9 protein-coding genes are annotated in these 11,236 nt (G+C 68.1%); 6 read left to right on the top strand and 3 right to left on the bottom strand.

Going from position 1 to position 11,236, the window contains the following annotated elements; genetic code table 11:
- Nucleotides 1-24: 24 nt before the first annotated feature.
- Both AC2VOK_RS14930 and AC2VOK_RS14925 read right to left on the bottom strand, forming a co-directional pair.
- Nucleotides 25-1,866 carry a fatty acyl-AMP ligase gene (locus tag AC2VOK_RS14930; RefSeq protein WP_343709644.1) on the bottom strand — a complete coding sequence of 614 codons (1,842 nt, stop codon included), beginning with the start codon at nucleotides 1,864-1,866 and terminating at the stop codon, nucleotides 25-27.
- A gap of 98 nt (nucleotides 1,867-1,964) precedes the next feature.
- The gene (locus AC2VOK_RS14925; protein WP_428901179.1) at nucleotides 1,965-3,128 is read right to left on the bottom strand and encodes an LLM class flavin-dependent oxidoreductase; all 1,164 of its coding nucleotides are present in this window, start codon (nucleotides 3,126-3,128) and stop codon (nucleotides 1,965-1,967) included.
- A gap of 327 nt (nucleotides 3,129-3,455) precedes the next feature.
- Here AC2VOK_RS14925 and AC2VOK_RS14920 point away from each other — a divergent pair, with 327 nt between their 5' ends.
- Nucleotides 3,456-4,106 (top strand): TetR/AcrR family transcriptional regulator, encoded by a 651-nt coding sequence (locus AC2VOK_RS14920; RefSeq protein WP_428901178.1) that lies wholly within the window; start codon nucleotides 3,456-3,458, stop codon nucleotides 4,104-4,106.
- Nucleotides 4,009-5,526: a PE-PPE domain-containing protein gene (locus tag AC2VOK_RS14915; protein WP_428901181.1), complete on the top strand. Its 1,518-nt coding sequence runs from the start codon at nucleotides 4,009-4,011 to the stop codon at nucleotides 5,524-5,526. Before AC2VOK_RS14920 ends, AC2VOK_RS14915 begins: the two co-directional genes overlap by 98 nt.
- A 144-nt stretch (nucleotides 5,527-5,670) precedes the next feature.
- Here the strand turns inward: AC2VOK_RS14915 and aceA are convergent, their stop codons facing one another.
- On the bottom strand, nucleotides 5,671-7,959 hold the full coding sequence (gene aceA / locus AC2VOK_RS14910) for an isocitrate lyase ICL2 (protein ID WP_428901177.1): 2,289 nt from the start codon (nucleotides 7,957-7,959) through the stop codon (nucleotides 5,671-5,673).
- Between the two features lie 492 nt (nucleotides 7,960-8,451).
- On the opposite strand from aceA, the gene AC2VOK_RS14905 reads away from it, so the two are divergent.
- From AC2VOK_RS14905 to AC2VOK_RS14890, 4 genes are all read left to right on the top strand, one after another.
- Entirely contained in the window at nucleotides 8,452-9,060 is a 609-nt protein-coding gene (locus AC2VOK_RS14905; RefSeq protein ID WP_428901176.1) for a YbhB/YbcL family Raf kinase inhibitor-like protein, read from the top strand.
- An 87-nt stretch (nucleotides 9,061-9,147) separates the two neighbouring features.
- Entirely contained in the window at nucleotides 9,148-10,125 is a 978-nt protein-coding gene (locus AC2VOK_RS14900; RefSeq protein WP_428901175.1) for an NAD(P)H-dependent flavin oxidoreductase, read from the top strand.
- 94 nt (nucleotides 10,126-10,219) lie between these two features.
- On the top strand, nucleotides 10,220-10,849 hold the full coding sequence (locus tag AC2VOK_RS14895; protein WP_428901174.1) for a nitroreductase family protein: 630 nt from the start codon (nucleotides 10,220-10,222) through the stop codon (nucleotides 10,847-10,849).
- A 70-nt stretch (nucleotides 10,850-10,919) separates the two neighbouring features.
- Nucleotides 10,920-11,228, top strand: coding sequence for a hypothetical protein (locus AC2VOK_RS14890; RefSeq protein WP_428901173.1), 309 nt, complete (start codon nucleotides 10,920-10,922; stop codon nucleotides 11,226-11,228).
- Nucleotides 11,229-11,236 lie beyond the last annotated feature (8 nt).

Here is an 11,236-nt window from a genome sequence, read left to right as displayed (position 1 = left end):
TTTTGGGCGTTCCGCCTGCACGGGTCAGTGGCTGCGCAGCGCGTCGCTCAGGTATTGCGCGCGGCAGGCCCGGCGGGCGAGTTTGCCGCTGGTGGTGCGCGGGATGGCGCCGGCCGGCAGGAATTGCACGTCGGACACCGAGACCCGGTGGCGGTGCGACACCGCGGCCCGGATCGCCTCGATCACCGGCTGCGGGTCGGCGCGGCCGGTGCCCGCAGCGCGCTCAGCGACGATCACCAGCCGTTGTCCCCCGCCGTCGGCCGGTACAGCGAAGGCCGCGACATAGCCGCGGCGCACCATCGGCGAGGCGTCTGCGACGGTGGCCTCGATGTCGTGTGGATAGTGGTTGCGCCCGTCGACGGTCACCAGGTCCGCGATCCGGCCGGTGACATAGAGCTCGCCGTCGAGGTACACCCCCAGGTCGCCGGTGCGCAGCCAGGTGCGGTCGGTGTCCGATCGCTCGGCGTGACTGTAGTCGGGCAGACGCGCGCGCAGCCGCGCGCCGAACGCGCGCCGGGTGTCCTCGGGGCGGTCCCAGTAGCCGCGGCCGACGTTGTTGCCCTGCAACCAGATCTCGCCGACCTCGCCGTCGGGCAGCTCGTCCCCGGTGCCGGGGTCGACGATCACCGCCCACAGGCTGCGGGCCACCTGACCGCAGGACACCTGGACCACCGCGTCGGGAGCGTCCGGCGCGACCCGTACCGCGTGCCCGGCGCCCAGCTGTTCGCGGTCGAGGTACACCGCCGTGGCCTCGGCGCTGGGTGCAATGGTCGCGATCATCAGGGTCGCTTCCGCGATCCCGTACGAGGGTTTGAACGCCGTCCGCGGTAATCCGTAGGGCGCGAACGCCTTGTTGAAGGTGCGGATCGCGTCGATGCTGACCGGTTCGGAACCGATGATCATCACCACGTTGGAAAGGTCGATGTCGTCGCCCGGCGCGGGCAGGCCGCGCTGGGCGGTCCACTCATAGGCGAAGTTGGGCGCGGCGGTGACCACACGGCCCTCGCGTGACCCGGCGGACAGGGCCTGGATCCAGCGCTGTGGCCGGCGGACGAACGCGGTCGGCGACATCAGCGTGGAGTGCCCGCCGTACACCGCGGGGAAGCCGATCATCGACAGGCCCATGTCGTGGTAGAGCGGTAACCAGCTGACGCCGTGGGTGTTTCGGTCCAGCAGGTCGATGGACAGGATCATCTGGGTCAGGTTGGTGCCGACCGCCCGGTGGGTGATCTCCACGCCGACCGGCGGGCGCGTCGCACCGGAGGTGTACTGCAGGTGCGAGACGTCGTCCATGCCGAGCTCGGTCGGGACGAACGACTCCCCCTCCGAGTCGGGGATCTGGTCGATGAACAGGACCTGCGGGCGTTGCGGGCGCGGCAGGCCGGTCAGGAATTTCTCGACTGCGCCCGCGGCCTCGGTCGTGGTGAGGACCACCGACGGCTGCGAGTCGCGCAGCGCCGTGTCGAGGCGCTCGGCGTGGCCCGGGAGTTCGGGCGCGAACAGCGGCACGGCGACGGTGCCGGCCTTGATCGCCGCGTAGAAGCCCGCGACGTAGTCGATGCCCTGCGGTGCCAGGACCGCGATCCTCTCTCCGCGGCTCGCGACGCGCTGCACCCGGGCACCGATTGCCTGGAGCCGGACACCGAACTGCGTCCAGGTCACCTCGTCAGCGCGTCCGTCGGCGCCATGGCTGTAGTCCAGGTAGCGGTAGGCCACGGTGTCGCCGACATTCGCCACGTTGCGCTCGATCAGGGAGATCAGCGTGACGCCCGGAGGCAGCACGATCTCGCCGTCGGCGTCCAGGCAGTCCTCGATGTCGAGGAGTCCGGGGACACTCCTGTCGCTCTGCGGGAAACCCGAATTCATAAGCGCAGTGTAGGCAACGGCGACCCCGCGCCGGCCGGCTGCGCGGCGTGATCGCCGGAGGCCGACGCGGTGCACGATAGGGTTCGGCATCGGCGCCGCTACGGCGACGTGATCTCGTCCTGATACTTCTTGGTCATGTGCTCGACGGCCTGCAGTTGGGTCTGCGCAAGATCGTCACGCACCTGACCGGCGCGCGTGGCGGCAGCCAGGGTCGGCTCGGCCTGCCCCTGGAAGTGCGGCATCACCTCGGCGGCGAACAGTTCGGCGGACCGCTTGGTGGCCGCCGGGTTGGCCCAGTCGTGGCCCATCTGCAGCATGCAGCCGAACCCGCCGGATTGGTCCCAGAGCCGCTGCACCTGGACCCGCGCCCGCTCCGGGGTGCCGATCACGCCCGACCCGTTGTCGTTGATGATGTCGATCATCTCGTCGAGCTGCTCTCCCGGCATGGTCATCTGCGGGAAGGCGGCCACCTTCTGGAAGTACCGGAACCACGGTTCGATGCCGAACTTCACCTCTTCGCGGGCCTGCTTCTCGGTCTCGGCGAGATGGAACAGCCCGACCAGGCTCCAGTTGTTGCGGTCGACCTGCGTGCCGAACGCCGCCGCGCGCTCCTCGACGATGCCCCAGTGATAGGCGAGCGCGTCGAAGCCCTCGACGATCAGCGTCGCCCCGATCGACAGCAGGCCGATGCCGTGCTTGCCGGCCAGCCTCGCGCCCGTCGGCGAGGCGACCGCCGCGACCGACAACGGGATCCCCCCGTCGGAGTAGGGGGCGAGCTGCAACCGCGCGTCGAACAGTTGGTGCGTCGCCGTTTTCGCCGACACGGTCTCGCCCGCCAGCAGGCGCACGACGATGTCGAGATTGGCCTCGAGCAGTTCGCGCGTGTCGGTGGGGGTGAGGCCGATCATCGCGGAATCGGTGGGCAGGGAACCGGGGCCCACCCCTCCGATCACGCGACCGCGAGTGAGGTGATCGAGCAGCATCAGCCGGTCGGCGACCCACAGCGGGTTGTGATACGAGAGCGAGATGACGCCCGTCCCGAAGCGAATCCGCTGCGTCCGTTGCGCCGCCGCGGCGATGAAGATCTCCGGCGAACTGATGATCTCGCTGCCGGCCGAGTGGTGCTCGCCGAGCCACACCTCGTCGAAACCAAGGCGATCCACATGGTCGATGAACTCCAGATCGCGCTGTAACGCCAGGGTGGGGTTGGTGCCTGCCCGGTGAAACGGTGCGATGAAATAGCCGAATCTGAGCTTGGACATGAGGGCCCCTTTGCGTCCGCCTTGCTGAAAACCATAGCCTCGGAGCCCGACAGTGTGCGGCGACGCCTGCCGGGTTCGACGCGGACTGCGCGGGTCGGTGAACACTCACCACCGACAAACAATAAACATTGACGGTTTCTTGTCAGTGGCTTACGTTGAGGACCGTGCCGCATCGTGGCCGCATTTCGTACCCGGTTGGTGCGAAGGTTTTCTCGCCGATGCCCGTCTCCACCGGCGTGCTTATCACCGCGCTCCCCGACCGTCGCTGCTGCAGCATTCGGCGCCGGCACGGTGCCAACCCGATCGCAGGGCGCCGGTGAGGCACACATGGCCGCCCGCCTGAATCAACCACGTCCCCGCCGGACCCAGGCCCAGCGGAGCAGCGAGACCAAGGCCGCCCTGCTCGATGCCACCTTGGATTTGCTGGTCGAATCCGGCTACAAGGCAACCACTCTGACCGCAGTAGCCCATCGAGCCAAAGTTTCGCTGGGCGCGTTGCTGCACCACTTCCCCACCAAGAACGACTTGCTGGTGGCCGCGATCGGACACGCATTCGAGCGTCGCAGTGAGGAGTATCGCCGGGCCATGGCCGAGGTGGATGCCGCCGAAGACAAGCTGGACGCCACGCTCGACCTGCTCTGGTCGATGTGGACCGGTCCCACGTTCACGGCATTCGTCGAATTGTGGGTCGCGGCCCGCACGGACGCCGATCTGGCCGGGCCGCTCGTCGCGGTGGACCGTGAATTCCTCCGGACGAGCCAGGAGATGTACGCCGCCTTCTTCCTGGGGGATCACGCCGGTGACCGCGACACCGGGAACGGGTTGCACCTGGTCTTCTCGCTGGTGACCGGATTGGCATTCTGCAACATGATCCCGGGGTATCACCCGTTGGCGTCCGATCGGGTCATCGAAAGGTTCAAAGCGATGGCTCGGGCCAGAGCAATGTCGAAACGCACCATGTCCGGGAGGTCGAAATGACAGGCCAACGTCTGCGCCAGCTGGGTCTCGGAGTCTTGGCGAGTGCCGGTCTTCTGGCCCTGCCCTCGACGATGAATCTGGCTGCCGCTTCGGCGGATGCCGAAGACATCGGGTTCGTGATGGGCGGCAGCGGGGACCCGATCCCGGGCACCGCGTACGTCGATGCAGTGAACGCGCTCTACATCGCGTCGCATTTTCCGGACGCGACCTACCCCGGCGTCCGGCGGGCGGCCTGTACACCCCCGAGTTGGTGTGGCCGGCAAACCCGCTCGACGCGTCGGTGGCCGAGGGAGTCACGATCCTGAACAACAATATCGACGCCAATATCGCCGCCGGAGACGTTTCCACCGTTTTCGGCTACTCACAGAGCACCCTCATCTCCTCGCTGGAGATGGAGTCGCTGCAAGCCGCGGGCGTGCCGAGTTCCGACGTGAACTTCGTGTTGGTCGGCGACTTGATGGCGCCCAACGGCGGCATCTTCGCGCGCTTCCCCGGCCAGGTGTTTCCGAGTCTGGACATCACGTTCTTCGGCGGGGCCCCGACCGACTACTTCACGACCGACATCTACACGCTCGAATACGACGGTTTCGCCGACTTTCCGCAGTACCCGATTTTCTTCCTGTCCGACGCCAACGCGCTCATGGGAATGCTCACCGTGCACGGCGAATACCCGGCCCTCCCGTCCACGGACGTCAGCAACGCCATCGTGCTACCGACGTCGGGCCCCACCACGGACACCTTCTACATGATCCCCACCCAAAACCTGCCGCTGTTGGACCCCGTGCGCAGCATCCCGCTCATCGGCAACCCCGTCGCCGACCTGCTGCAGCCCGACATGAAGGTGCTCGTCGACCTGGGGTACGGCAGCGTCACCGAGGGCTGGAGTCAAGGACCGGCCAACGTGGAGACCCCCTACGGGCTCCTCCCGCCCCGTAGCGTCCTGGAGCAGGTCCCCGGGGCCCTGGCCTCGGGAACCCACGAAGGGATCGAAAACTTCGTCGGCGATTTCACCGGCACCGGACCGCACCCGGTGGTGCTGCCGTCTTTCGGTTCGCTGCAGGGTCTCTCGTCAGGACCGACGGGAACGTCGGCCGACCCGTCGTCGGCGTTGTCGGCGCTCACCGTCGATGCCGACACGTTGATCGATCATCTGGTCGGCACCTCCAACACGTTCTCAGCTCTGGAAGGGTTGCTCAGTAGCGACCTGTCGGTGACCGCGAACATCGCCGACGCGGTGTTCGTCACCACCCCGACCTATGACATCGAGGTCTTCGCGGACAACTTGCTGGCCGGTAACCTCGTCGACGCAGTCGGTTTGCCGATCGCAGCCGATGTGGCGGGCGCCACGCTCTGGGGCGGCATCGAACTGGACGTGATCGTCACCAGTATCTCCGACGCGATCGCCATCCTCGCCCCCTGATGCGCCCCGTCCCCGGACGGGCAGGGCGCTCCGGTTCAGCGGGCCGGCCGGCGGCACCCAACTGGTGTCGATTCCGCACGGACCGGAGCGACGTCCATGACGACCGCCGCACCGACCTGTGTCGCCGCGATGAGGGAAAGCCCGCTACCCCTCCTTGGTGATCAGCTTGCGCAGCGCGACGCGGTCGGGCTTCAGCAGCTCCTCGATGCGGGGCTTGTTCACCTCGGCGACGATGATCTCGCCCACCTCCTGGTTGACCTCGCTGAAGATGCCGTGCGACTTCATCTTCGAGGTCTGGTACTGGTTGTCCTCGGTGGGCGTCACGTAGTACACCGCGTCAGCCTTGAAGCGGTGCACCAGCCACAGGTGGATCAAGGTCATCAGCCGCTTTTTGCGCAGCTTCTCGGCGAAGGTGTTCTGGTCGCGCACCGTGAGGATGCTGCGGCCGTGGCGGTCCTTGATGGGATCGAAGACGACATCGGCCAGCAGCTCGTCCTGATTGCCGTAGATGCCGAGCACCAGTACGTCCGAGCCGGCACGGCGCGGCCGCAGTTGCGCCCGCAGCTTCTCGCCGAGATGGTAGTGCTCACTCCACAACGCCAGCCACTCCTCCAGCAGCTTCTTGGGCACCTCGGTCTGCACCAGGTGCTGATGCTGGGTGGAGCCTTTGCCCATCGCCTTGGTGGTCGCGGTGCGCCCGGAGGAGGCGGCCAGCGCCGCGTCGCTGCGCGGCCCGCCGACCAACGTCTGCGGCGTGCGATACGGCGACTCCACCAACCGCATCTTGCGTTGCAGACGAGCCAGTGCCAGCATCCCGTCCTGCCGCAGCGCGGTCGCGAATTCCTCGGCGGCGACGCCGTCGATCTGGTGTCCCCCATAGGTGATGAAGTTGAAGACGAAGCCCATCTCGCCGAGTTCCTCGGGGAAGCGCCGCATCTCCTCGTCGGTCATGCCGGTGGTGTCCCAGTTGAACGACGGAGACAGGTTGTAGGCGAGCATCTTCTCCGGGAACCGGGCGTGAATGGCCTCGGCGAACTCGCGGGCGTCGGCCAGGTCCGCCGTCTTCGTCTCCATCCAGAGGATGTCTGCGAACGGTGCCGCAGCAAGAGACTTGGCGATCGCGTACGGAATGCCGCCCCGGATCTGGTAGTAGCCCTCGGGCGTCTTGGCCAACTCGCAGTCCCAACCGGGGTCGGCGCCCAATTCTCTGGCCTTCTCGCGGGCGGTGTACAGCGACGCACGCTGGGCGAAACGGCGCCACGCTTCGGGGCTCATGTCGACCGGCTCGCCCTCGCTCTCGCCGAACTGGAGAACCTCCGAGACGGCCTCACCGTAGGTCATCAGTCCGGCGTCGTCCTCCCAGGCGGCCACGAATCGGGACTCCACCTGGTCGAAGAGATCCTCGATCGAGGTTTCGCTGTTCTCCCGCCAGGCGTTGACGGCGTCGGACACCAGGCCCTGGATACCCTGGCGCTCCAGCCAGGCCGAGGCGCCGGCGTACTCAGAGTCCGAAAGCGCGTACAGGAGGTGCCCGTTGAGGTCCTTGACGCCCAGCTCGTAGAAACGCCGGACCAGCGCCAGGAAGCAGGCCTTGTAGGAGGGAATGTTCAGGTTGGTGGCGCCCAGGAGGAACGGCTGGTCACGCTCGTCGGCGCGGCTGTCGATCAAGGTGGCCGCCTCGGCGTCGGTACGCGCCACGATGATTCCGGGCACCCGCATGATGTCGAGCTGGAACCGGGCGGCGTTGAGGCGCTTGATCTGCTCGTCCGACGGCACCAGGACCTTGCCGCCCTGATGCCCGCACTTCTTGGTGCCGGGCCGCTGGTCCTCGATGTGGTAGCCCGGCACACCGATCTCGACGAAACGCCGGATCAGGTTGCGCACGTGCGGGTCACCGCCGTGGCCGGTGTCGGCGTCGGCGATGATGAACGGCCGATAGTCGTATGCAGGGGCCGCGGCGCGCTGGCCCTCACTCATGTGCAGCCGCTGATACTGCTGGTTGCGGTCAGCGGTGAGCAGGGCGCGCACCAGTACCGCGGCGTCGTCGGGAACCTGGCTCAGCGGGTAGCTGGCGAGGTCGGGTCCGGGGTCCTCGGTGGTGGAGCCCTTGGCGGAGGTCGCCCAGCCGCCGAGGTAGATGCCTTCGATACCCATCCGTTTCATGGCCACGGCCTGGCCGGGTGAGTAGGGGCCGAAGGTCGTGATGCTCTTCTTCGCCGCGAACAGCTCCCGCAGCCGCTCGTAGAAGGCCGCCGCCGCCTCCCGTGCCACGGGGTAGTCGACGGGGATGGTGCCGCGTTGCTCGGCAACCTGACGGGCCGTGTAGAGGCGCGTGATGCCGGTGAAACGCGGGCCGTCGATGTATCGCTGGGTGGCGGCGACGTCGTCGCCGAACGGTGCCCGGACCTCGGTGTCCGTGTCGATGATGGCCATGGGGTTACGCTCCTCTTGGGGTTCCGTTGCACCAGAGTCTATCCCTGGCAACCGCCGTTCAATCAGGGGTCGAAATACCCCGCTGCCTGCCCGGCGCCGGCCGCCCGCGTGGTGTCCTCCCGAGGCCGGAAACAGGTCCCCGGCCGCCGGTGTCGACGGGTGATGTGTTGATAAGTCCTGGTGCACAGAGCTTTTCCGGGGGTCTGCCCGGCTTGCCGGGTCCTGGGCTGGTCCGGCGGTCGCAAAACCGCGATCGCGCGGTCGACCCGAACGAGGCTGCGCCCTGGCGCAGCGCGTCACCGCGGCGGTGCGGTCCGGGTGTGCCCAATGGTTGCATGCCCAATAGTTGCAGCGGTGACGGCTACAGACACCGAACCGCGCAGGTGTGTTGTCGGTGCCGCACGTGTGGGCAGGTGAAGAAGGTCGGCGCGGAGCCGTTTTCAGGCCGGGAAAGGCCTTTATTCGGCGACCGCGGTCGGCGACACTCTCCCTATGACGCCCCCACTGGTCGCCACCGCACGGCGCATCGCGCTCGCCGGCGCCGGGTTGGTCCTCGTGCTGGCGCAGGCCGGCTGCGGCGGCCACGGCGGCAGCAGGATGACGGCCCCGGCGACCCCTGAGTTGACGACGGTCGCCCGGACCGTGCCGCAGGCCCCCGAAGCCGGCCCGGTGGCGATCAGCAGTCCCGCCTTCGCCGACGGCGCGCTGATCCCCGTCCGGTACACCTGCAAAGGCGCCGACACCGCGCCCCCGTTGACATGGTCGGCGCCGCTGGGGGCGGCCCTGGTGGTCGACGACCCCGACGCCGTCGGCGGCACCTACATCCACTGGATCGTGGTCGGCATCCCGCCCGGAACGGGTGCCACGGCTGCAGGCCAGACCCCCGACGGTGCGTCCAGCCTGCCGAATTCGGGCGGCCGCACCGGGTACACGGGGCCGTGCCCGCCGCCGGGCAGCGGGGTGCATCACTACCGGTTCACGTTGTACCAGCTGCCCGCCGGCCATGATCTGACCGGCGATGTGGGCGGGCTGCGGGCGGCTCAGGCGATAGCGGGCGCCGCCGTCGCGCAGGCCCAGCTCACCGGCAGGTTCGGAGCCTGAGGGCTCGCCCTGCCGACCTGACGACGGCGACGGATTGCCGGGGGCCTTTCGGCGGTTGTACGAGTCGTCCCGAGAGAGGAGATCTTCATGCCGCTGCGCACACGGCTCACCCGGTTGTTCGACATCGAACATCCCATTCTGCTGGCGCCGATGGCCCGGGTCTCCGGGGGACGGCTTGCCGCCGCGGTGACCGGGGCGGGCGGGCTGGGCATGGTGGGCGGGGGGTACGGCGAGTCCGACTGGCTGCGAACCGAGATCTGCCAGACCGGCGCTGCGCGCGTGGGATACGGGTTCATCACCTGGAGCCTGGCCGACGATCCCGAGGTGCTCGACATGGCGCTGGAGACACAACCGGCGACCATCATGCTGTCCTTCGGAGACCCGATGCCGTTCGCCGCCCGCATCCGCGCTGCCGGCGTATCGCTCACCGCGCAGGTCCAGGACCTCGAGCAGGCCCGCCGGGCCCTGGACATCGGCGCGGACGTCCTGGTGGCCCAGGGCGGCGAGGCGGGCGGGCACGGAAAAAACGTGCGATCGACGTTCACGCTGGTGCCCGACGTCGTGGACCTGGCAGCTGAGCGCTCCCCCGCGACGCCGGTAGTGGCTGCCGGAGGTGTCGCCGACGGCCGCGGGTTGGCGGCGGCGCTAGCGCTCGGTGCCGACGGCGCCCTCGTCGGCACCCGGTTCTGGGCGGCCAACGAGGCATTGGTGTCGCCCCGAGCCCACCGCCGTGGCATGGCCGCAAGCGGCGACGAAACCATCCGTACCCGGGTTTACGACATTGTGCGCCAGAAAGATTGGCCAGCTGGATATGATTTGCGGTTGGTCTCCAACGCTTTTGTCGAGGCGTGGCACGGAAACGAAGCGCAACTGCTGGAGCGACTACCGGAGATGGTGAGCACCTTCCAGAAGGCGCTCGAGACGGAGGATTTCGACGTCGTCACCGTGCTGGTCGGCGAGACGATAGGCCGTATCGACGCCGTGCGCCCGGCTGCTGCCATCGTGGGTGAAATGGCCCACGATGCGGCACGGATCCTGAACTTGGCGGCACCTAGCCCGCAGTGAAACCTAGACAGCCGGGCCGGCCATCTGGTTTGCTCGCCCTGGTAGCGGTCTGCGCCGGGCAGGACTTCGCCGACCGCCCGGCGGGAAGGATGCCATGGACATCGCTTCGGTCGACAAAGTGCTGACCACCACGCGCGCGGTGCGCAAACGCCTCGACCTCAGTCGTCCCGTCGCTCGGGACGTGATCCTCGAATGCGTGCGCCTGGCGATGCAGGCGCCCGCGGCAAGCAACGCGCAGGACTGGCATTGGCTGGTGATCACCGATGCCGACAAGCGCGCCGCGATCGCCGAGACATACCGCGGCATCAGCTCCGAGTACCTCGCGCAGGCCGTCGCGACCGCGCCCGACCCGCAGACGCGGCGGGCCTACCGCAGTGCGCTGGGCCTGACCGAGATTCTGGCGCAGATTCCCGTGCACGTCATCCCGTGCCTGCAGCGGCGCTTCGACGGCAGCGACCTGCTGACGGCCGCCTCGGCGTGGGCGTCGATCATGCCGGCCGGCTGGAGCTTCCTGCTCGCGCTACGGTCACGCGGACTGGGATCTGTGTGGACGACGATGCATCTGGCGCAGGAACGACGAATCGCCGAACTACTGGGCATCCCGGCCGCGGTCACGCAGGCTGCGCTGTTCCCCGTGGCCTACACGGTCGGCACCGAATTCCGCTCTGCGGCAAGGACTTCTGCGAAGAGCTTCACCTTCTGGGACAACTGGGGAGAAAGTTGACGCTACGCGCCGCGAATCGGACCGACCTAAAGTCTTGACCGATTCCGGCAAGCGAGCGCATTCTGTCTGCGTGTCGTCGACGTCGGACCGCACGCATCGCTTGCGTCTGGCCGACCTGCGGGCGACCCGATCGCGGGTCGCGGTTCTGGCGGCGGTGAATGCGAACCCGCACGCCGGCACCGGCACGCTCTACGCAGCGGTGCGCACCGAGTTGCCCGAGTTGTCCGGCCAGACCGTCGATGACGCCCGGCACCCCTGCCCGACCCCGGCCGACGGCACGGGAGTTCTGGACGGCTTTCGGCTGGGCGAGGCCGAGGTCGTCCACTCGGGCCAAGGCCAGGATTGCTCACCGCCGGAGGCTTCGCGATCGCATCCGTGATCGTGGCG

This window comes from Mycobacterium sp. TH-M116, from assembly GCF_057473685.1.
This window is presented reverse-complemented; position numbering and strand designations above follow the sequence as displayed.